This window comes from Lysinibacillus sp. NPDC047702 (assembly GCF_050272555.1).
In the GTDB taxonomy this organism is placed as follows: domain Bacteria; phylum Bacillota; class Bacilli; order Bacillales_A; family Planococcaceae; genus Lysinibacillus.
In genome coordinates, this window is the sequence record NZ_JBNNMG010000065.1 from 1 (window position 1) to 21,620 (window position 21,620).

Genomic DNA, 21,620 nt, shown 5'->3' on the forward strand with positions numbered 1-21,620 from the left:
ACACCCGTTCCCATACCGAACACGGAAGTTAAGCTCTTTAGCGCCGATGGTAGTTGGGGGCTTCCCCCTGTGAGAGTAGGACATTGCTAGGCAAATGACACAGTTAGCATTCAGCTGACTGTTTTTTTATTGTTAAAGAAACTATAGATTTTTTAAACACGAATAACTTAAGACATAGTTATAGTCTTAAGCTAAAATACTGCATCCTCAAAGTCGCTCGGGAAAAAATAGTAAAGCAAATCCTTTTACATCAGGCTCTCAATCTCTCTGTGCATAAGGAGTATGGCTGGTATCGTAAACACTATGTCCTGTGGTATTTATGGCCAGCACATATTGAATATAAACGATCTTTTTAGAGCATTTATTCTTTATAAGAAAAAAGTATAAAATGTCTATAAGAATAATGTAACTTTCTCAAAATACTATTTCTCAATTTCGCCTTCTGAATCCTCTTTGCTTTTATCACTTATATCCATAATTAATTTATCATCAAGCTTATTGTCCTCTAGCTTTTCAGTAATTCGCTCCTGAATATTTTGAATCCGTAATTCTAAATCCGATAGTTTATCGTATTTACGATCTATAAAAATTCCTCTACTAGCATCAGCATCTAGATTAACTTCATTTTCAAGTCGATTATCCTCACGCGTTGCATTGTAGACCATATGTATTGTTTTGGCCTGTTCAAGGGACACAGTTTTCGATAATATATCTTCAGTTGTATCTGTTGATTTATCTTCATTCAGCAGACGACTCCCACCTCTACAGGTAGTGAGATGAATGCGGTTTTGATTCCTTTTCAGTGGGTGTCGAAACACCTACTGAAACTTCACATCTTGTGAAAACGCCTGAGTGACCAACATCATGTTGCTGCCGCTGCGTTAGCACTACGCTTTCGCACAAAAAAACATCATGTTGCTGCCGCTGCGTTAGCACTACGCTTTCGCACAAAAAACATCTGTTGGCCCAAAGCCTCCAGCGGATGTCATGGATTTTCAAAGGAATGAATAAAAGGATGTTAGCCTAAAACCTTCGCATCCTGCGAAAACAGCTAACTGACCTGCATCGGTAAAAACGCCACGTCCTGTGGCATTACCGAAATGACCGACATCGTGTCGACCCTTATGCAGGCCTGGGCACAATTCAAAATCTGGACGCAATTACGCCAAGGCGAAATTGATTTTTGGTTGCTGCTCTGTCTACATTAGAGTTTTTGTGGAATTGTGCATCAATATTGGCAAGTTGCTTATCAAATTCCTTTAACTGTTCATTAATCGCAGCAATGCCGCCACCGTTATCTAATGTACGCTCAGTCAAACTGCTTTCTATTTCTTGGGTGCTTTCAAGTTGTTTTAATAAGCTTTCAATAAGGCTTGTTTTGCTCTACTGGTCATTAAATAAATTTTGTGCTTGTTGACCGGCTGTTAATGTGTCTTTTTGATTGAAGCTTGTTTCTGTAATGAGTTCTTTTTAGTTGCTAATATAGAAGCTGTCTTATAAAGACTTAATAAAACTGAACCAACTAAAATTTCCATTTTCACCTCTTTCGTAAGGTGTATCTGGATTTCATTGAATGCTTATACCTGTATTATTAATTATATCCAAAATTGGCTGATGTAATGGGATGATAAATATCATTGAAAAATGAGAGCTTTGGAACCCAAAGTGGTTTCTTTTTTGTATTGTGATATCATAATTATGTGAATGAAACGAAATTGGAAGGAAGAACAACTTGGGAAAAAGACAAATTTGGTATGAGGTAGAAGAAAACGAGTCAATTGAAGATTGTCTGGCAAGAATGCGACAAGATGGTTTCATAGCAGTTGGCAGAAAAGAAGAACCTATTTTTCACTTAGTTAGTGGAGAACCTACGTTTTTACGTCAAAAAATACAATTTAAAGCGATGCCCTATCAAGAAACTGAATAGTTTTGACTAAAATCCGAACGTTTGTAAATAGCTAAAATAAAATGTTCGCATTTTTACATTGACGATAGTGAAATCACTTGTTAAAATGTGAGAAGGAAAAACAAATAAGGTCCCACATATATGCTAGAGGATTGGCTCTAGTGTCTCTACCCGGCACCGTAAATGCTGGACTATGCGGGAAAGCGCTTTTGGCATGTTACGGAAGGTATATGTACAGGAATGTACTTTTGCATATTCTTTTCTTAATAAGTCCTCAAGTAAACTGCTTTCACGTATATGGTAGAGTAGTTTATTTGGGGATTTTCTTTGTTTAACTTATATCAGCGGGTGTCCAAACATCCGCTGATATAAGTTAAAGCCTCCAGCGGATGTCACGGAAATCGGAAAGGAGTTCAATATAGGAAGTTTGCCTAAAATCATCGCATCCATGCGATAACGGCTAACTGACCTGCATCATGCAGGCCTAAGCACAAAGCCGATTCCGGACGCAATTATGACGAGGCATAATTGATAAAGAAAAGAATTGCAGTAGCTATTTGAAGAATAATGGCTTGCACAAAATTTTAATCATTTTTCTATCGTTTAAAAGGAGCGACAATTCATGAATCCGAAAATCGGTGTCATTATGGGGAGTTCAAGTGACTGGGAAACAATGAAACATGCATGTGATATATTAGATGAATTACAAGTACCGTACGAAAAAAAGGTTGTGTCTGCGCATCGTACCCCAGATTTAATGTTTGAGTATGCAGAGTCAGCACGTGAGCGAGGTATTCAAGTGATTATTGCGGGTGCAGGAGGGGCTGCACATTTACCAGGAATGGTGGCAGCAAAAACAACGTTACCTGTAATTGGCGTGCCCGTACAATCTCGTGCTTTGAATGGTCTTGATTCTCTATTATCAATTGTCCAAATGCCTGGGGGTGTACCTGTAGCAACAGTTGCAATAGGCAGAGCAGGAGCGACAAATGCAGGTTTGCTTGCAGCGCAAATTTTGTCGACAACAGATACAGAGCTTGCTACTAAACTAGATGCTAGAAGAGAAACAACAAAGCAACAAGTATTGGAAAGCACAGGTGACTTGGTGTGACAAAGATTATTTATCCAGGGCAAACGATCGGTATTATTGGAGGTGGGCAGCTCGGTCGTATGATGGCACTTGCTGCAAAAGAAGTTGGCTTTAAAATTGCCGTTCTTGAACCAACAATGGACTCTCCATGTGGACAGATTGCAGATATCCGTATTGTGGCACCCTATGACGATGAGGCTGCTTTAGAGGAGCTTGCAGAAGTAAGTGATGTGATTACTTTTGAGTTTGAAAATATCGATTATGATGGACTAAAACGCTTAACACAAATGGCTTATGTACCACAGGGTGCTGAACTAGTACGTATTACACAAAATCGAGTGACTGAGAAGGAAGCAATAGTGAAAGCTGGTTGTCCAGTAGCACCTTATATTGTTGCAAATACTTATGAGGAATTAGTAGCCAATATTGATACGATTGGTTATCCTTGTATAGTCAAAACAGCAAGAGGTGGTTATGATGGCAAAGGACAGCAGCTTTTAAAATCAGCACAAGACCTGCCATTAGCAAGGGAGCTTTTCTCTCATTCCCAATGTATTGCTGAGGGATTTGTACCTTTTGTAAAAGAGGTATCTGTTATTGTCCAAAGAAACGGTAATGGTGAATCCTACTGTCAGCCAGTTGGAGAAAATATTCATGTTCATCATATCTTACATGAAACCATTGTGCCAGCCCGTATAAAAGAAGAAACAGCTCAGGCTGCAGAACGAGAAGCTTTGAAAATTGCTGATTACTTACATTTAGTCGGAACGCTTGCGGTAGAGATGTTTGTATTAGAAGATGGTGGCATTATGATTAATGAATTAGCACCTAGACCTCATAATTCAGGTCACTATTCAATAGAAGCATGTAATGTTTCACAGTTCCAACAGCATATTCGTGCTGTATGTGGTTGGCCGCTACGAAAACCACAGCTTTGGGCATCATCTATTATGGTCAATGTTTTAGGGCAGCATGTCATGCCACTTAGTAACTCAATTGCTAAATATCCTGAATGGTCAATACATCTTTATGGGAAAGCTGAAGCTAAAGTGAACCGTAAGATGGGCCACGTAACGATTATGACAAAAGACTTGGAGAAAACACTACAACAAATCGAGGGTTCTGGCATTTGGTCAGAATAGAAGGAGATACGCGATGATCGAACGTTACACAAGACCCGAAATGGGCGCAATTTGGACAGAGCAAAATAAATATCAAGCTTGGCTAGAAGTTGAAATTTTAGCATGTGAGGCTTGGGCAGAAATAGGAGACATTCCAAAAGAAGATGTAGCTAAAATACGTGAAAATGCTTCATTTGATGTTAATCGTATATTAGAGATTGAGCAAGAAACACGTCATGATGTTGTAGCATTCACACGTGCTGTCTCTGAAACACTTGGTGAAGAGCGAAAATGGGTGCACTATGGTTTAACTTCTACTGATGTAGTTGATACAGCTCTTTCTTATTTGATTAAACAGGCAAATGATATTTTACACAAAGACATCGTGAATTTCATTGATATTATTGCAGCAAAAGCAAAAGAGCATAAGTATACGGTCATGATGGGTCGTACACATGGTGTTCATGCTGAGCCAACAACTTTCGGTTTAAAACTAGGTTTATGGTATGAAGAAATGAAGCGTAACCTTGAACGCTTTGAAGCAGCAGCAAAAGTAATTGAAACAGGGAAAATGTCTGGAGCTGTTGGAACATACGCCAATATCGACCCTCGTGTTGAACAGTATGTTTGCGATAAATTAGGGCTAACAGCATCACCTATTTCAACACAAACATTACAGCGTGACCGACATGCACAATATCTAAGTGCTTTAGCGTTAATCGCAACTTCCATTGAAAAGTTTGCAACAGAAATTCGCGGCTTACAGAAATCTGAAACACGCGAAGTGGAAGAAGCCTTTGCAAAAGGGCAAAAAGGGTCATCAGCAATGCCACATAAACGTAATCCAATCGGTTCTGAAAACATGGTTGGTATGTCTCGTTTAATGCGTGGCTATATGGTAACAGCTTATGAAAATGTAGCTTTATGGCATGAACGTGATATTTCACATTCATCTGCAGAGCGTGTTATTTTACCGGATGCAACGATTACTCTTAACTATATGTTAAATCGTTTCGGTAATATTGTGAAAAACTTAACCGTATTCCCTGAAAACATGAAACGTAATATGGGTCGCACTTTTGGTTTAATTTATTCTCAACGTATCTTATTAGCACTTATCGATAAAGGATTAGTGCGTGAAGAAGCGTATGATACAGTACAACCTTTAGCGATGCAGGCGTGGGACGAGCAAGTTCAGTTCCGTACGTTAGTCGATGCAAGTGAAAAAATTACATCGTATTTAACAAAGGAAGAGCTAGATGAGTGCTTTGACTACAACTACCATTTACAGCATGTTGATATGATCTTTGAACGACTAGGACTTAACTAATATTTATTTAGCCTGCTTAAAATGAATGTTAGAGCCACTAGCGGATGTATCAGAATTGAATCATTACGGTTCAATTCTGAATAATTCGCACGTATTTCATAATATCCAGGGGGAATAACGATATGACTAAAGGTCAACTTTTGTATGAAGGCAAAGCAAAAAAATTGTATACAACAGAGGAGCCAAATGTGCTGCTTGTTGAGTACAAGGATAGTGCCACAGCATTTAATGGTGAGAAAAAGGAAGAGATTGAGGGAAAAGGTGTTTTAAATAACCGTATTACTTCATTAATATTCGAAAAATTACAAGCAAACGGAATTGCGTCACATTTCGTAAAACAATTATCTGATACACAACAGCTTGTAAAAAAAGTAGAGATTATTCCGATAGAGGTTGTAGTTCGTAATATAGCAGCAGGTAGTTTAGCGAAACGCCTTGGCTTAGAGGAAGGAACGCCATTAAAACGTCCGATCGTTGAGTATTATTATAAGGATGATGAGCTGGGTGATCCGTTCATTACAACGGAGCATATTGATGTACTTGATCTTGCAACGCCTGAAGAAGTGACAGCTATTTACGATGGCGCTTTAGCTGTTAATAAAGTTTTGCAACCAATCTTTGCAGATGTTAATGTTACGCTAATCGACTTTAAATTGGAGTTTGGACGTGACCATGATGGAAACGTGCTATTAGCGGATGAAATTTCACCAGATACATGCAGACTTTGGGATGCAACAACAAATCAAAAGTTAGACAAAGATGTCTTTCGTCGAGACCTTGGTAATTTAACTGAAGTTTATACTATTATACTTTCTAGACTCGGAGGCAAATAACAATGAAAAAAGTTAAAATTTACGTAACATTACGCGAGAGCATTCTTGATCCACAAGGCTCAGCTGTACAAGGTTCTTTAGTAAAGATGGGGTACACTGAAGTAGAAGATTTACGTATTGGTAAATATCTTGAACTATCAATTAAAGATACAGAACGTGACATTGATACTCTAGTAAAAGAAATGTGTGCAAAGGTTTTAACAAACGTTGTAATCGAAGACTACCGTTATGAAGTCGAGGAGGCTAACTAATCATGAAATTCGCAGTACTCGTATTCCCTGGGTCCAACTGTGATATCGATATGTATCATGCGATTAAAGACGAGCTAGGTGAAGAAGTTGAATATGTATGGCATACAGCAACAGATCTAAGTGGCTTTGATGGTGTATTAGTACCAGGAGGATTCTCGTATGGGGATTATCTTCGTTGTGGTGCAATGGCTAATCAATCTAACATTATGACAGAGGTTAAGAAGGCAGCAGATGCTGGTAAACCAGTACTAGGTGTTTGTAATGGATTCCAAATCCTAACGGAAGCAGGTTTATTGCCAGGTGCATTACTGCGCAATAAAAACTTGAAATTTATGGGCCGTACAGTACAGCTAAAGGTTAACAATAACAATACATTATTCACAAATCAATATGAGTCAGGCCAAATTATCAATATCCCTATCGCACATGGTGAGGGTAACTACTACTGTGATGAGGAAACTTTACAGAAATTAAAGGATAACAATCAAATCGTGTTCACTTACTCAGGTGAAAATCCAAACGGATCTTTAGAAGATATCGCAGGGATTATAAACGAGCGCGGCAATGTATTAGGGATGATGCCACACCCAGAGCGAGCTGTTGATGCACTGGTGGGCGGCTCAGACGGTCTAGCAGTATTCAAATCAATTGTGAAGCAGTGGAGGGAAAATCATGTCAACAACTAAGTTTGAGCCAACAGCACAGCAAATTAAAGATGAAAAGCTATACGCTGGTATGGGGATGTCAGACGAAGAATTTGCAATGGTAGAAGGTATTTTAGGACGACTACCTAATTGGACAGAGACAGGTCTTTTCTCAGTAATGTGGTCTGAGCACTGCTCTTACAAAAATTCAAAGCCAGTGTTACGTAAATTCCCTACAAAGGGACCTCAAGTTTTACAGGGACCAGGTGAGGGTGCAGGTATTGTCGATATTGGTGACGAACAAGCAGTTGTATTTAAAATGGAATCACATAACCATCCATCGGCGATTGAGCCTTATCAAGGCGCTGCAACAGGTGTGGGCGGTATTATCCGTGATGTTTTCTCAATGGGTGCACGTCCAATCGCAATGCTGAACTCACTACGCTTTGGGGAATTAAAATCAGCGCGTGGTAAATATTTATTTGAAGAAGTAGTTGCTGGTATCGCAGGTTATGGTAACTGTATCGGAATTCCTACTGTAGGTGGAGAGATTCAATTTGATCCTTGCTATGAAGGTAATCCTTTAGTTAATGCTATGTGTGTCGGTTTAATTGACCATAAAGATATTCAACGAGGAATTGCTGCTGGTGTAGGTAATACAGTGATGTATGTTGGAGCAAAAACAGGTCGCGATGGTATTCATGGTGCAACATTTGCTTCTGAAGAGTTAACTGAGGAATCAGAGAACCAACGTCCAGCAGTACAAGTAGGGGACCCATTCATGGAGAAGCTTTTACTTGAAGCATGTTTAGAGGTTGTTAAATCTGACGCCCTAGTTGGTATTCAAGATATGGGGGCGGCTGGTCTTACTTCTTCTTCAGCAGAAATGGCTTCAAAGGCTGGTTCTGGTGTAGAAATGAACTTAGACTTAGTACCACAACGTGAGACAGGTATGACAGCGTACGAAATGATGTTATCTGAATCTCAAGAACGTATGTTATTAGTTGTGAAAAAAGGTCGCGAAGATGAAATTAAAGTGATTTTCGATAAATATGATTTAGATGCTGTAGCAATTGGTCATGTGACAGACGATAAAATGCTTCGTCTATTACACAACGGTGAAGTAGTAGCTGAAGTGCCTGCCGATGCACTTGCAGAAGATGCACCAGTTTATCATAAGCCATCTGCAGAACCTGCTTACTATGCAGAATTCCAAGCGATTGAGAACACTGAGCCAGTGGTAACAGATTACAAAGAAACTTTAAATGCACTTTTACAAGCACCTACAATTGCTTCAAAAGAGTGGGTTTACGATCAATTCGATTATCAAGTTCGTACATCAACAGTTGTTACACCAGGTTCTGATGCTGCTGTAATTCGTGTGCGTGGCACAAATAAAGGTTTAGCAATGACAACAGATTGTAACTCTCGTTATATTTATTTAGATCCAGAAGTCGGTGGTGCTATCGCAGTAGCTGAAGCAGCGCGTAATATCGTTGCAACTGGTGGTACGCCACTTGCTATTACAGATTGCTTAAACTTTGGTAATCCTGAGAAACCAGAAATCTTCTGGCAAATTGAAAAATCAGCTGATGGTATTTCAGCTGCTTGTACAGCCTTAAATGCTCCAGTAATTGGCGGTAACGTATCTCTTTACAATGAACGATCAGGCGAAGCAGTTTACCCAACGCCAACAATCGGTATGGTAGGGCTTATTGAAGACTTAGCTCATGTAACAACTCAAGAAGTAAAAGCTGCTGGGGATGTAGTATTTGTGATTGGTGAGACAAATACTGAGTTTGGCGGATCAGAGCTTCAAAAGTTAGTAAACAATGGAGTTATTTCAGGTAAAGCACCATCTATCGATTTAGCAGTTGAGGCTACACGTCAGCAAGCATTACTGAAGGCTATTAAAGCTGGACTTGTACAATCTGCTCATGATGTGGCTGAGGGTGGTCTTGCTGTTGCCATTGCTGAATCAACATTTAGTGCAAACGGTCTTGGTGTTGACGTAACATTAACTGGCTCAGCAACAACGGCATTGTTCAGTGAAACACAGTCCCGTTTTGTGGTAACAGTAAAAGAAGAAAATGCAGCTGCATTTGTAGAAATCGTCAAAGATGCGGAGAAAATTGGTGTCGTAACAAACGATGCACTTGTTAAAATCAACGGGGACCAAGGTGTGCTTGTAGAAGGTACAGTGGAGGAATTCCGCTCTAATTGGAAAGGAGCAATCCCATGCTTGCTGAACTCAGAGGCTTAAACGAAGAATGTGGGGTGTTTGGTATTTGGGGTAACCCAAGTCCTGCACACCTTAGCTATTACGGGCTACATGCTCTTCAACACCGTGGACAAGAAGGTGCTGGAATCGTTGTTTCAGACGGTCAGCATCTTCGAGCGGTGAAAGGCGAAGGACTAGTTAATGATGTATTCAACGAAGATAAATTAAAGGCAGTGAACGGCAAAGCGGCTATTGCACATGTTCGTTATACGACTGCTGGTGGTGGCGGTATTGAAAACGTACAGCCATTATTATTCCACTCCTCAACTGGTAGCCTTTCAATTGCCCATAACGGTAACTTAGTCAATGCGACACATTTAAAACAGTATTTAGAGCGCCAAGGTAGCATTTTCCATTCTAGCTCTGATACGGAAGTGCTGGCGCATCTTATTAAGAAAAGCTCGCATTCACCATTCCGTGCGAAGGTGAAAAATGCCCTCTCTTTATTAAAGGGTGCGTATTCTTTCTTAATCATGACAAAGGATGAAATGCTTGTTGCACGTGATCCACATGGTTTACGTCCACTATCTCTTGGAAAGTTAGGAGATGGCTGGGTGGTAGCTTCTGAAACTTGTGCATTTGATTTAATCGGCGCAGAATTTGTTCGTTCTGTTGAGCCTGGTGAATTATTAATTATAAACGATGAAGGCGTAAAATCAGATCGTTTTGCAGAAATGGATAAACGTGCAATGTGCGCAATGGAGTATGTTTATTTAGCTCGTCCTGACTCAGATATTGATGGAATTAATGTCCATATGGCACGAAAACGTATGGGTAAACAGCTTGCTCGTGAATGTGCACATATTGAGGCTGATGTTGTAACAGGTGTACCAGACTCAAGTATTTCTGCAGCAATTGGTTTTGCTGAGGAAAGCGGTATTCCTTATGAGTTAGGTTTAATTAAAAATCGTTATGTAGGTCGTACATTTATTCAACCAACTCAGGAATTACGTGAGCGCGGGGTAAAAATGAAACTTTCCCCAGTTGTACAAGTTGTGAAAGGGAAACGAGTTGTGATGGTAGACGATTCAATCGTTCGAGGTACAACTTCCCGACGTATCGTTAAAATGTTGAAGGATGCAGGTGCAGCAGAGGTACATGTTGTGATTTCTTCACCACCAATGACAGATCCTTGTTATTATGGCATCGATACGTCGACACATGAAGAATTAATCGCATCTAGCCATAATGTAGATGAAATCCGTGAAGCAATCGGTGCAGATACATTAACATTCCTTTCTGTTGAAGGTATGGTGGAAACGATCGCACGACCATATGAAGATGAAAATCGTGGGCTATGCCTAGCTTGCTTTACAGGTAAATATCCAACGGAAATTTTTCCAGATACAATCTTACCACATGAAAAAGAACTATTACGTTAAGAAAAAAATTCAATCACGCCTAGCATTGCAAGACGCAGGTGTGCCAAGGTGATTTGGATGATAAGGAGGATCTCTGCGTGTCAAAAGCATATGAACAAGCAGGTGTAAATATTGAAGCAGGCTATGAAGCCGTAAAACGAATGAAATCTCATGTTGAACGCACAAACCGTCTAGGTGTGATGGGTACGTTCGGTGGCTTTGGCGGTATGTTTGACTTGTCAGAACTAAATCTTAAGGAGCCTGTTCTTATTTCAGGTACAGATGGTGTTGGGACAAAGCTTAAGCTAGCCTTTATGGTGGACAAGCATGATACGATTGGCGTGGACTGTGTAGCTATGTGTGTGAACGATATTGTGGCACAAGGTGCTGAACCACTGTACTTTTTAGATTATGTTGCACTTGGTAAAGCTGAACCAGCGAAAATTGAACAAATTGTCAAAGGTGTTGCAGATGGCTGTGTACAATCTGGTGCAGCATTAATCGGTGGTGAGACGGCAGAAATGCCAGGTCTTTATGAAGAGGATGAGTATGATTTAGCAGGTTTTGCAGTAGGTGCATGTGAAAAATCAGCCATCGTAACTGGCGAAAAAATCGCTGAGGGTGACGTGCTTATTGGTATCGCTTCAAGTGGTGTGCATTCAAACGGTTATTCTTTAGTGCGCAAAATTGTTTTTGCGGATAATGATTATGCAGTAGATGCGATTGTGGAAGGCTATGAGGATCTTGGTCCTATTGGAGAAGCTTTATTAGTGCCAACAAAATTATATGCAAAACCTGTACTTGCAGCTTTAAAAGCAGCAGATGTTCATGGCTGCGCACATGTAACAGGTGGTGGCTTTTATGAAAATCTTCCTCGTATGATGCCAGAAGGGTTAGCAACTGAAATTGACTTAGGTTCATGGCCAGTGCTACGTATTTTTGAGTTTTTAAAAGAAAAAGGCCAGCTTGAGGATAAAGATTTATATAATGTCTTTAACATGGGCATTGGCTTCGTTTTAGCGGTACCTGCAGATGCAGCAGACAAAGTGATTGCTACAGTGGAAGCAAATGGTGAAAAAGCATATCAAATCGGTCGCGTTGTCAAAGGCGAGGGTGTTGTATTTAATGGCTCACATGATGGGAGTTTAGTGTAATGACTGCACCAGCTAAAATTGCCGTTTTTGCCTCAGGCAGCGGTAGTAATTTTCAGGCCATTCAAGAGGCGATTGAACGTGGCGAGCTACATGCAAAAGTCGAGCTTGTTGTGACAGACAAGCCTGGCGCGTTTGTAGTGACACGTGCCGAGAATTTTAGTATTCCAGTACTAGCTTTAAACCCAAAAGAGTTTGCTTCAAAAGCAGATTATGAGACAGCTATTATCGAGGCTTTACAGGAATGTAATGTGGAATGGATTGTGCTTGCTGGTTATATGCGACTGATTAGTGAAGTATTACTGTCAGCATTTCCACAGCGCATCGTGAATATCCATCCGTCATTATTACCAGCTTTCCCAGGTAAGGATGCTATTGGGCAAGCAATGGAACATGGAGTCAAAATAACAGGTGTAACTGTGCATTTTGTAGATGAAGGTATGGACACTGGTCCTATAATTGCACAAGCAGCAGTTGCCGTTATTGATGGTGACCGTGAGGCAACAGAAGTGGCTATTCATAAGCAAGAGCATGTACTATATACGAAAGCTTTACAGCAATTATTAAAGTAAATCATTGATGTGGAGTTAGGGCTGCTTACTGAATACCTAACTCTACTCCATCAATAATCGCAAGACATTTTCGTGGCAAACACGATAAAAATTAGGAGGATATTGTTGTGACAAAACGTGCATTAATCAGTGTTTCCAATAAAGATGGTATTTTAGAATTTGCAAAAGAACTAGTAGCATTAGGTTATGAAATTTTATCAACTGGTGGTACAAAAAAAATGCTACAGGACAATCATGTTGCTGTAACTGCAGTTGATGAAGTAACTAAATTCCCTGAAATTTTAGATGGTCGTGTAAAAACATTAAACCCATTGATTCACGGTGGTTTATTAGGAAAATTCGACGATGCTTCTCATCAAGCACAAATGAATGAGCATGGCATTGAGCCTATTGAGATTGTATGTGTCAATCTTTATCCGTTCGTTGAAACAATTTCAAAGCCTAATGTAACATGGGAAGATGCTATCGAAAATATTGATATCGGTGGTCCAACAATGTTACGTTCTGCAGCTAAAAACCATCAATATGTCACAGTAATTGTGGACAGCAATGACTATGCAAACGTATTAGAGGAACTAAAAGCAAACGGTACAACAACAATTGAAACGCGTCGTAAGCTAGCTGCAAAAGTTTTCCGTCACACAGCTGCCTATGATTCCTATATTTCAAACTACTTAACAGAAGAAGAGTTTCCAGAGAGCTTAACAATGACATATGAATTAAAACAAAATTTACGCTATGGTGAAAATCCTCATCAAAAAGCGGCATTTTATCAAAAACGTCTTGGCTCAGATTTCTCATTAGCTTATGCAACGCAATTACATGGCAAAGAATTATCATACAATAATATTCAGGATGGCAATGCAGCATTACAAATTGTCAAAGAATTTGAAATGCCAGCAGCAGTTGCTGTAAAACATATGAACCCTTGTGGTGTTGGTACAGGAGTAACATTAGAGGAAGCATTTGATAAAGCATACGCTGCTGATCCTACATCTATATTTGGTGGCATTATCGCATTAAACATGGAAGTGGATGCAGCAACGGCTGAAAAATTAAGTCATATTTTCTTAGAAATTATTATTGCACCTGCCTTTACGCAAGAAGCACTTGATATTTTAACGCAAAAGAAAAATATTCGTTTGTTAACAATTCCTTTTGAGCAAGCAAAACAAGATAATTTCAATGTAGTATCTGTAGAAGGTGGACTTCTCATTCAAGAACCAGATCGTTACGGCTTTGCCAATGCAGATATTAAAGTAGTGACAGATCGTGAACCAACAGAACGAGAATGGGAAGCATTACAGCTTGGTTGGTCGGTTGTCAAACATGTAAAATCAAATGCAATTGTCGTAACTGATTCGCAAATGACGCTTGGTGTTGGTGCAGGTCAAATGAATCGTGTTGGTGCTGCTAAAATTGCTTTTGAGCAAGCTGGTGAAAAAGCAAAAGGTGCTGCATTAGCATCTGATGCGTTCTTCCCAATGAGTGATACAGTGGAAGCAGCTGCGGCAGCTGGTATTACGGCAATTATTCAACCAGGCGGCTCCATTAAAGATCAGGATTCTATTGATAAAGCAAATGAGTATGGTATTACAATGGTATTTACTGGTGTACGCCACTTTAAACATTAATCAAAATATATTAAATTCTACAGACCGAGATGTTGGTTCATCTCGGTCTTACTTACAAATAGGAGGATTTCCCAAGATGAATGTATTAGTAATCGGAAGCGGTGGTCGTGAGCATGCTATCGCTAAACAATTTAGTAATTCCCCATCAGTTCGTAAGGTATTTGTTGCACCTGGCAATGATGGAATGCGAGGCGATGCAGAGGTCGTTGCTATTGATACGATGGATTTTGCAGGTTTAGCGCAATTTGCAAAAGAAAATGCAGTAGATTTAACTTTCGTCGGACCTGAGCAACCACTTGCTGAAGGGATTGTAGATTTCTTTATTGCTCGTGGTTTACGTGTATTTGGTCCAACAAAAGAAGCAGCACAAATCGAAAGCAGTAAATCATATGCTAAGGATATTATGAATAAATACAATATCCCAACAGCTGCTCACGAAACGTTTACAGAAGCAGAGAAGGCAATCACATATATTAAAGAACAAGGTGCACCTATTGTTATTAAAGCGGACGGCTTAGCGGCTGGAAAAGGTGTGGTTGTTGCTATGACACAGGAAGAAGCCATTGAAGCTGTTCAGGATATGATTGGTAATCAACGTTTTGGTGAATCTTCTTCCCGTGTTGTTATCGAAGATTTCTTAGATGGTGAAGAATTCTCATTTATGTCATTCGTCCATAAAGGTCAAATTTATCCAATGGTTATTGCTCAGGATCATAAACGAGCATACGATGGCGATAAAGGTCCTAATACAGGTGGGATGGGTGCTTATTCACCGGTACCTCAAATTTCACAGGAAATAGTAGACGTAGCTTATAAAACAATTGTTGAACCAACTGTTAAAGGCATGGAATCAGACGGTGTATCGTTTACTGGTATTTTATATGCAGGGCTCATATTAACGAAAAATGGTCCAAAAGTGATTGAGTTTAATGCACGCTTTGGGGATCCAGAAACACAAGTCGTTTTACCACGAATGGTTTCTGATTTTGGTGATTTTATGATGGCTTTAATGGATGAAAGACCATTTGATTTACAATGGTCAGAAGAAGCAATGCTTGGTGTTGTAATTGCTGCAGAAGGATATCCAGGGGATGTTGAAAAAGGACATGCATTACCTTGTCTAGAGAATCTATCAGCTTCACATGCCGTATTCCATGCAGGTACAAAGCTTGCAGATGACAAATTTGTTGGTAACGGTGGGCGAGTTTTGTTAGTTGGAGCAAAAGCATCTACTCTAAAAGAAGCGCAAGAAAAAGTATATGCAGGTATTGCAACTGAAGAATGGATCAATTTCTTCTACCGTAAAGATATTGGATGGCGAACATTTAAATAAAATTTCATCATGCTTTGAAACTTATTATTGTTTTCAAACGTATGATTTATAAGGGTAAGAGCCGTCTCGCATAGTTGAGACGGCTCCTTTGACTAAGAAGGATTTTGTGCTTTATTTGTAGAATTTCTACTGTCTGAGGAATTTTGATTTGAAGTGCTGGCGTCAGATTGCTTTGAAGCAGTTGCGTTTGATTCTGACGAATTACCAGATATGGCAGAGGAGAAATCTTTCATGAGTTTGTCGATTTGCTCAGATGACATGGATTGATTAGATGTCATAGATTGATCAGATGACATAGAATTTTGTCCGCTGAGCATACTTTGCATAGAGCTATTCATGGCATTTTGCATATTGGAACCCAGTAAAGCTTTTGTCGGGCAATATTTAAAGATACCCTCAGCCATTTTCATAGCACCTAATGCTATCATTAATCGACCTCCCGTACAGTTAGGATTTCTTGAGACCCTAGCGATGCCAAATGCCGTCATACTTGTACCCATGGCAAAGCGACAGAAGGCATTTTTTTCACTTAAATTAGCTTGTTGCATCATACTATTTCCTCCTTTAGTCATTGTGGAAAAAATAAAGCGGGGTGCACTTTGCTTTATGAAAGTGCTGTGTTACGATTGAAACAAGATGATTGCATAAAAAACTCATTTTAATGAAAAAATGCGCTTATGCAGTAGTAGTATGTGATATCACATTAGAATTACACAATGAAATTTTTACGTAATTTAGGAAGGAGCGAATAGAATGGATCCAGTATGGAAAATTACAAAATTACGCCAACAATTAGCGGTAATTGATGGTAAAAAGGCACCGGATATTGTGTTAAAAAATGCACGTTATTTACATAGCATGCTCAAACAATGGATAGTAGGAAACATTTGGATTTTAGGAGATCGAATTGTCTATGCTGGTGACAGAATGCCTCCTTTAATAGAGGGAACAGAGGTGGTTGATTGTACGAATAAAACAATTGTACCAGGCTATATTGAACCTCATGTCCATCCATTCCAGCTCTATCATCCACAATCATTTGCTGATTTTTGTGGACAGTTAGGCACAACTGCTTTTATTTCTGATAATTTAAGTTTCGTTTTATCTTTAGAAAATAAGAAAGCGTTTTCAATATTGAATCACTTGAAAAAGCTTCCGTTTTCTTTTTACTGGTGGACACGCTTTGATTCACAAACTGAGATGGAGCAGGAGGAAGAGATTTTCTCTAATACATCAATTTTAGAATGGTTAGAACGGGATGATGTTTTACTTGGAGGAGAATTAACGGGCTGGCCAAGATTATTGCATGGGGATGACCAAATGCTCTATCGTATGCAAATGGCTAAAGGATATGGCAAAAAAATAGAAGGACACTTTCCTGGAGCTTCAGAAAGAACTTTAGCCCGTATGAAATTGCTTGGAGCAGATGGTGATCATGAGGCAATGACAGTGGAGGAAGTGGAAAGGCGTATTATGCAGGGGTACGCGGTAACACTTCGCCATTCTTCGATTCGCCCAGATTTACCGCATCTCTTAAAAGGAATTGTAGAAAAAGAGCTTCCTATTTTTGATCATTTAATGATGACAACGGATGGCTCAACGCCTTCTTTCCATCAGGATGGTGTGATGGATAAATGTATTCAAGTAGCTTTAGATGCAGGTGTATCACCAATAGATGCCTATCAAATGGCTACTTATAATGTGGCACGCTACTACAATATGTCCAACCTACATGGTTTTATCGCGACAGGACGCTTTGCTTCTTTGAATATTTTACAAGATGAATGGCATCCAGTTCCTGAAAGCGTATTGTCCAAGGGTGTCTGGTTAAAACGTGATGGACAGCGTGTGCATAAACTTGCAGCTATTGATTATTCAGCCATTCCAGCGTTTGATTTAGGATTTTCATTGAATTCTCATGATTTCCAGTTTTCAATGCCTTTTGGAATTGAGCTTGTGAACGATGTAATTACAAAACCATATAATTCCTTAGTTACTAGGGAAGGGCAACTTGCTGATCATGATGAGAGTTATTTAATGCTCATTAATAGAGACGGCAATTGGCACGTCAATACGATGATTAAAGGCTTCGCGACTAGTGTTCAAGGATTTGCCTCATCTTACTCCAATACAGGTGATATTTTACTTATTGGAAAAAATAAAGAAGATATGATAAAAGCCTTTGAGGAAATGAAAGCAATGCAGGGTGGTATTGTCCTTGTAGAAAAGGGAGAGGTTATTGCTTCTATTCCTTTGACAATCGGTGGTCTACTTTATGATGGAGATGTAGAGGAGCTGACAAATAAAGAACTAGCTTTAAAACAAGCATTAGCTGAACGAGGTTATCGCTTAGGTGACGCAATCTATACTCTATTATTTTTACAATCCACTCATTTACCTTATATTCGTATAACACCAAAAGGGATTTTTGATGTTATGAAGAATAAGTTATTATTACCAGCAGTTATGCGCTAGTTGGATTTCACTTTAGCGTAACTATAGTCCAATTACATTTTGTGTGATTGTTTAAAGGAGAGAGAGTAATGCTTGTGCTTAAATCAAAAAAACTATTCATTACTATGGCATTTAGTGCCTTGTTGATAGGAGGATGTTCAAAGGATTCCTCGGAAGTAAAGGAAGACGAAAAGAATAAAACTGAAGAAGAGCCAGTTATTGAGGAGCCTGTAAAAGAGGAAGCATTTCTTGCTCCGTTAACAGGTGAGGCTGTTAAAGAAGAAATCACACAACGTCCAATTATTGTGACGATTAATAATCATCCAGCTGCACGTCCGCAATCGGGAATAGCAGCAGCGGATATTATTTATGAAATGCTGGCAGAGGGTGATGTTACTCGTTTTTTAGCAGTCTATCAAAGTGAGTTACCAGAAAATTTTGGACCTGTTCGTAGTGCAAGATCCTATTTTGTCGATATGGCAAAGGGCTTTGATGCCTTTTATGTAGCTCATGGTTATAGCCCAGAAGCAAAATCAATGCTTGAGAATAATGTAATCGATAATATAAATGGCATGAATTATGATGGTACACTCTTTAAACGTTCGAAGGATCGTGTTGCACCACATAATTCATATATTTCAACTGAGAATTTATTAAAAGGCGCTAAAAATATAGGCGCTTCAATGATTTACAGCGAAAAAGTGCGTCAGGCTTTTTATGAACCCGATGAACGTGGTAAAATAGGCATTGAAACAAGTAAAGTTGACATTTACTACGGAAATAGTGAGTATTTCCACAATTCGTATGTGTATGATCATCAAAGTAATCATTATGGACGACAATCGGCTGGCGTTGACACAAAGGATATGTTAACAGGCGAGGCATTATCATTGGCAAATGTTCTGTTTTTTGAAATGAACCATCGAACAATTGATAATGTTGGACGCCAAGAAATTGATTTAACTTCTGGTGGAAATGCGTACGTATTCCAAAATGGATATATGAGAGAAGTTAAATGGGCTAATATTGATGGATTACCGATGGCTGTAGAAGAATCTGGGGAGCTTGTTAAATTATCACCAGGAAAGTCATGGGTTCATTTCGTACCAGCTTCACCAGGGTTACAGGCAATGGTGAAAACGCAGCCTTAAAGGGAGGAAAATTGCATGCAAATCGAAAAAATTCGAGGGCATCAAACAGATCAATTGTTTAAAGCAGTGTTAGAGCTGAAAGACATCGAAGAATGCTATAAGTTTTTTGATGATTTATGTACGATTAGTGAAATTCAATCACTGGCACAGCGCTTTGAAGTTGCGCATTTATTACGTTTAAAAAAGACCTACGAATCAATCAAAAAGGAAACAGGTGCTAGTACAGCAACTATTTCTCGTGTACGACGTTGCTTTGATTATGGAAACGATACATATGATGAAATGCTAGGTCGTTTGTATCCTGATGAAAAACCATTTCAAGCACCAAAAGAATAGTAGGTAAAGAGGCTGGGTAGAGTTTCTGCTCAGTCTTTTTCATTTTTTTGTCGTCAGTCATAAGCTATACTTGTAAACGAATAGATACAAAATGATAGGTGGTAAAATCAATGGATTATTTAGAATGGAGACATGTGTTTAAGCTTGATCCAGCTAAAGAAATTACAGATGAAGCATTAGAAAAAATTTGCGAATCAGGAACAGATGTCATTTTAGTTGGTGGGACAGATGGTATAACATTAGACGGTGTATTAGATTTGCTTGTCCGTGTAAGACGCTTTGAGGTACCGATAGCGCTTGAAATTTCTACAATTGAATCGGTAACACCAGGGTACGACTATTACTTTATTCCGACAGTATTAAATAGTGATGATCCTAAATGGATTAAAAACTTACACCATCAGGCTATAAAGGAGTATGGGGATATTATGGTGTGGGATGAGCTAGTAGCGGAGGGCTACTGTATATTAAATCCACATTGCAAGGCTGCTGAGGTGACAAATGCGAAAACGGATTTATCAATAGATGATATTGTTGCTTATGCACGTCTGGCTGAAAATTTCTTTAAGCTACCAGTATTTTATGTAGAATATAGCGGAACTTATGGTGATATTAATGTTATTAGTGCTGTGAAGCAGGAGCTTAATAATACACGATTGTTTTACGGTGGTGGTATTACTTCTACAAAGCAGGCAGCTGAAATGGCAAAATATGCGGATACAGTAGTAGTAGGTAATATTATTTATGATGATTTAAAAGCTGCACTTGCTACTGTTAAGGCTGTTAAAAATACGATATAATTTAAGAACAAACGTTTGTAAGGCGGTGCAAAATGGAGCAGTTAACAAAAAATTTATTAGCAGGTATGAATCCTGAACAGGAGAATGCGGTCAAAACGACTGAAGGGCCACTTCTAATTATGGCGGGTGCTGGATCAGGAAAAACGCGTGTACTAACACATCGTATTGCGTATTTAATCATTGAAAAAGAAGTATATCCATCAAAAATCTTAGCCATCACTTTTACCAATAAGGCTGCACGAGAAATGCGAGAACGTATTGATGGCATTCTCGGAAATGGGACGGGCGATAGTATGTGGGTATCCACATTCCACTCGATGTGTGTACGTATTTTAAGACGTAATATTGATCAGCTTGGAATGTCACGTAATTTTTCAATTTTAGATTCCACAGATCAGCTATCAGTCATTAAAAATGTGATGAAGGAAGAAAATATTGATTCGAAGCGTTTTGAACCTCGTGCTATTTTAAATGCAATTAGTGCAGCAAAAAACGAATGTATTGCAGCAGATGATTATGTCGCCCAAATCAATGAGCATAATCCCTACGAAAAAACGGTTGCACAAGTTTACAAAGGCTATGAAAAAAGATTACGCCGCAACCAATCCCTAGATTTCGATGACTTAATAATGACCACTATTACATTATTCAAGCGAGTCCCAGAGGTGCTTGAATACTATCAAAATAAATTCCAATATATTCATGTTGATGAGTATCAAGATAGTGCGACACGTTGCTAATTGAAAAGATTAGCCACTAGCATATTTGCTAGGAGAACTAAGAAATCAGATGAGTCGAATGATGAGGTAACGCTCTGAAAGGCTCGACCTAATCCTCCGAATAGCGTAGATTTGTGCAATCAAAGCTAGGTTATAAGCTCGGTGAAGTCAGTTGAATATCACCCTAATCGAAAGAAGGAAAGCGGAATAGAGGTATTCTGTGTGATAGATAGGCTGGGGTTCTATAAGAAAATCTATGGTTAGAATGTAAATTATATAACTATTTACTGACGAAATTCCGAATGTACGGCTCTAGAGGTATAGCCATTCGAAAGGGTGGTCCGTCACGAGCGGGTTAGTGAGGTGGAGTAAGATTTGTCTTTATGAAACACCTTATGATGTTACAGGCATCATCCAGCTAACAGGGTTAGAGGAATGACCTAAGGATTTTATATGAAAAGATATGATTCTTGGAACGTGGGAAGCTGGTTACGTGGAGAGATTGCACTCAGTGAAGCGGTATGAGGGAAAGCTACTATGTATGTATAACCTCATTTTAAGTACAGTGAAAGTGATGGCACAGTACCAGTGAAGCCGTGATAATAAGCGGTGGAGGGATAGCCATTAGTTAGTTAATTGAAAAAACAGGCTAT

The 21,620-nt window shown here is 39.2% G+C and carries 20 protein-coding genes, 1 rRNA gene, 1 pseudogene and 1 riboswitch; of the genes and pseudogenes, 19 read left to right on the forward strand and 3 right to left on the reverse strand.

All coding sequences use genetic code 11. The annotated features are described in order from the left end of the window. A 5S ribosomal RNA gene (rrf, locus tag ACQKIM_RS22640) occupies positions 1–92 on the forward strand; the annotation flags it as partial. A gap of 330 nt (positions 93–422) precedes the next feature. Here rrf and ACQKIM_RS22645 read toward each other — a convergent pair. Together ACQKIM_RS22645 and ACQKIM_RS22650 are read right to left on the reverse strand one after the other, a co-directional pair. Next, entirely contained in the window at positions 423–818 is a 396-nt protein-coding gene (locus ACQKIM_RS22645; RefSeq protein ID WP_427548352.1) for a hypothetical protein, read from the reverse strand. Between the two features lie 325 nt (positions 819–1,143). After that, positions 1,144–1,317 carry a hypothetical protein gene (locus ACQKIM_RS22650; protein WP_427548354.1) on the reverse strand — a complete coding sequence of 58 codons (174 nt, stop codon included), beginning with the start codon at positions 1,315–1,317 and terminating at the stop codon, positions 1,144–1,146. Between the two features lie 415 nt (positions 1,318–1,732). On the opposite strand from ACQKIM_RS22650, the gene ACQKIM_RS22655 reads away from it, so the two are divergent. The 13 genes from ACQKIM_RS22655 (at position 1,733) to purD (ending at position 15,507) form a co-directional block, all read left to right on the forward strand. Beyond that, positions 1,733–1,927: an NETI motif-containing protein gene (locus ACQKIM_RS22655; protein WP_427548356.1), complete on the forward strand. Its 195-nt coding sequence runs from the start codon at positions 1,733–1,735 to the stop codon at positions 1,925–1,927. A gap of 94 nt (positions 1,928–2,021) precedes the next feature. Beyond that, positions 2,022–2,120, forward strand: a riboswitch (purine riboswitch). A gap of 408 nt (positions 2,121–2,528) precedes the next feature. Then, entirely contained in the window at positions 2,529–3,017 is a 489-nt protein-coding gene (purE, locus tag ACQKIM_RS22660; protein ID WP_427548358.1) for a 5-(carboxyamino)imidazole ribonucleotide mutase, read from the forward strand. After that, positions 3,014–4,138 carry a 5-(carboxyamino)imidazole ribonucleotide synthase gene (gene purK / locus ACQKIM_RS22665; protein ID WP_427548359.1) on the forward strand — a complete coding sequence of 375 codons (1,125 nt, stop codon included), beginning with the start codon at positions 3,014–3,016 and terminating at the stop codon, positions 4,136–4,138. Before purE ends, purK begins: the two co-directional genes overlap by 4 nt. Positions 4,139–4,151: 13 nt before the next feature. Then, positions 4,152–5,447, forward strand: a complete 1,296-nt coding sequence (gene purB / locus ACQKIM_RS22670; protein ID WP_427548361.1) for an adenylosuccinate lyase — start codon at positions 4,152–4,154, stop codon at positions 5,445–5,447. Positions 5,448–5,569: 122 nt separating this feature from the next. Beyond that, positions 5,570–6,280, forward strand: coding sequence for a phosphoribosylaminoimidazolesuccinocarboxamide synthase (gene purC / locus ACQKIM_RS22675; protein ID WP_427548362.1), 711 nt, complete (start codon positions 5,570–5,572; stop codon positions 6,278–6,280). 2 nt (positions 6,281–6,282) lie between these two features. Beyond that, complete coding sequence (gene purS, locus ACQKIM_RS22680; RefSeq protein ID WP_286925698.1) at positions 6,283–6,531, forward strand: phosphoribosylformylglycinamidine synthase subunit PurS; 249 nt, start codon at positions 6,283–6,285, stop codon at positions 6,529–6,531. A 2-nt stretch (positions 6,532–6,533) separates the two neighbouring features. Continuing rightward, positions 6,534–7,217 carry a phosphoribosylformylglycinamidine synthase subunit PurQ gene (gene purQ / locus ACQKIM_RS22685; RefSeq protein WP_427548365.1) on the forward strand — a complete coding sequence of 228 codons (684 nt, stop codon included), beginning with the start codon at positions 6,534–6,536 and terminating at the stop codon, positions 7,215–7,217. Next, positions 7,204–9,438, forward strand: coding sequence for a phosphoribosylformylglycinamidine synthase subunit PurL (gene purL / locus ACQKIM_RS22690; protein WP_427548366.1), 2,235 nt, complete (start codon positions 7,204–7,206; stop codon positions 9,436–9,438). The genes purQ and purL overlap by 14 nt, the downstream gene beginning before the upstream one ends. Continuing rightward, positions 9,414–10,838: an amidophosphoribosyltransferase gene (purF, locus tag ACQKIM_RS22695; protein ID WP_427548368.1), complete on the forward strand. Its 1,425-nt coding sequence runs from the start codon at positions 9,414–9,416 to the stop codon at positions 10,836–10,838. The genes purL and purF overlap by 25 nt, the downstream gene beginning before the upstream one ends. A gap of 77 nt (positions 10,839–10,915) precedes the next feature. After that, on the forward strand, positions 10,916–11,971 hold the full coding sequence (gene purM, locus ACQKIM_RS22700) for a phosphoribosylformylglycinamidine cyclo-ligase (RefSeq protein WP_427548369.1): 1,056 nt from the start codon (positions 10,916–10,918) through the stop codon (positions 11,969–11,971). Further along, on the forward strand, positions 11,971–12,540 hold the full coding sequence (purN, locus tag ACQKIM_RS22705) for a phosphoribosylglycinamide formyltransferase (RefSeq protein ID WP_427548371.1): 570 nt from the start codon (positions 11,971–11,973) through the stop codon (positions 12,538–12,540). The genes purM and purN overlap by 1 nt, the downstream gene beginning before the upstream one ends. A gap of 107 nt (positions 12,541–12,647) precedes the next feature. Next, positions 12,648–14,174 carry a bifunctional phosphoribosylaminoimidazolecarboxamide formyltransferase/IMP cyclohydrolase gene (purH, locus tag ACQKIM_RS22710; protein ID WP_427548373.1) on the forward strand — a complete coding sequence of 509 codons (1,527 nt, stop codon included), beginning with the start codon at positions 12,648–12,650 and terminating at the stop codon, positions 14,172–14,174. A 76-nt stretch (positions 14,175–14,250) separates the two neighbouring features. Then, positions 14,251–15,507 (forward strand): phosphoribosylamine--glycine ligase, encoded by a 1,257-nt coding sequence (gene purD, locus ACQKIM_RS22715; protein ID WP_427548374.1) that lies wholly within the window; start codon positions 14,251–14,253, stop codon positions 15,505–15,507. 92 nt (positions 15,508–15,599) lie between these two features. On the opposite strand, the gene ACQKIM_RS22720 is transcribed toward purD, so the two are convergent. Next, positions 15,600–16,058 (reverse strand): YgaP-like transmembrane domain, encoded by a 459-nt coding sequence (locus ACQKIM_RS22720; RefSeq protein ID WP_427548376.1) that lies wholly within the window; start codon positions 16,056–16,058, stop codon positions 15,600–15,602. A gap of 202 nt (positions 16,059–16,260) precedes the next feature. On the opposite strand from ACQKIM_RS22720, the gene ACQKIM_RS22725 reads away from it, so the two are divergent. From ACQKIM_RS22725 to ACQKIM_RS22745, 5 genes and pseudogenes are all read left to right on the forward strand, one after another. Then, complete coding sequence (locus ACQKIM_RS22725; RefSeq protein ID WP_427548377.1) at positions 16,261–17,982, forward strand: adenine deaminase C-terminal domain-containing protein; 1,722 nt, start codon at positions 16,261–16,263, stop codon at positions 17,980–17,982. A 68-nt stretch (positions 17,983–18,050) separates the two neighbouring features. Further along, positions 18,051–19,112, forward strand: coding sequence for a DUF3048 domain-containing protein (locus ACQKIM_RS22730; protein ID WP_427548379.1), 1,062 nt, complete (start codon positions 18,051–18,053; stop codon positions 19,110–19,112). 15 nt (positions 19,113–19,127) lie between these two features. After that, positions 19,128–19,448, forward strand: coding sequence for a YerC/YecD family TrpR-related protein (locus ACQKIM_RS22735; RefSeq protein WP_004225717.1), 321 nt, complete (start codon positions 19,128–19,130; stop codon positions 19,446–19,448). 110 nt (positions 19,449–19,558) lie between these two features. Continuing rightward, entirely contained in the window at positions 19,559–20,248 is a 690-nt protein-coding gene (locus tag ACQKIM_RS22740; RefSeq protein ID WP_427548381.1) for a heptaprenylglyceryl phosphate synthase, read from the forward strand. Positions 20,249–20,280: 32 nt separating this feature from the next. Further along, positions 20,281–20,973, forward strand: a pseudogene (locus ACQKIM_RS22745) (UvrD-helicase domain-containing protein); the annotation flags it as partial. Between the last annotated feature and the right edge of the window lie 647 nt (positions 20,974–21,620).

Coding starts and splice junctions, on each gene's coding strand:
- purE (WP_427548358.1), top strand. CDS start 2,529: ATGAATCCGAAAATCGGTGTCATTATGGGGAGTTCAAGTGACTGGGAA.
- purB (WP_427548361.1), top strand. CDS start 4,152: ATGATCGAACGTTACACAAGACCCGAAATGGGCGCAATTTGGACAGAG.
- purC (WP_427548362.1), top strand. CDS start 5,570: ATGACTAAAGGTCAACTTTTGTATGAAGGCAAAGCAAAAAAATTGTAT.
- purS (WP_286925698.1), top strand. CDS start 6,283: ATGAAAAAAGTTAAAATTTACGTAACATTACGCGAGAGCATTCTTGAT.
- purQ (WP_427548365.1), top strand. CDS start 6,534: ATGAAATTCGCAGTACTCGTATTCCCTGGGTCCAACTGTGATATCGAT.
- purL (WP_427548366.1), top strand. CDS start 7,204: ATGTCAACAACTAAGTTTGAGCCAACAGCACAGCAAATTAAAGATGAA.
- purF (WP_427548368.1), top strand. CDS start 9,414: ATGCTTGCTGAACTCAGAGGCTTAAACGAAGAATGTGGGGTGTTTGGT.
- purN (WP_427548371.1), top strand. CDS start 11,971: ATGACTGCACCAGCTAAAATTGCCGTTTTTGCCTCAGGCAGCGGTAGT.
- purD (WP_427548374.1), top strand. CDS start 14,251: ATGAATGTATTAGTAATCGGAAGCGGTGGTCGTGAGCATGCTATCGCT.
- ACQKIM_RS22720 (WP_427548376.1), bottom strand. CDS start 16,058: ATGATGCAACAAGCTAATTTAAGTGAAAAAAATGCCTTCTGTCGCTTT.
- ACQKIM_RS22725 (WP_427548377.1), top strand. CDS start 16,261: ATGGATCCAGTATGGAAAATTACAAAATTACGCCAACAATTAGCGGTA.
- ACQKIM_RS22730 (WP_427548379.1), top strand. CDS start 18,051: ATGCTTGTGCTTAAATCAAAAAAACTATTCATTACTATGGCATTTAGT.
- ACQKIM_RS22735 (WP_004225717.1), top strand. CDS start 19,128: ATGCAAATCGAAAAAATTCGAGGGCATCAAACAGATCAATTGTTTAAA.
- ACQKIM_RS22740 (WP_427548381.1), top strand. CDS start 19,559: ATGGATTATTTAGAATGGAGACATGTGTTTAAGCTTGATCCAGCTAAA.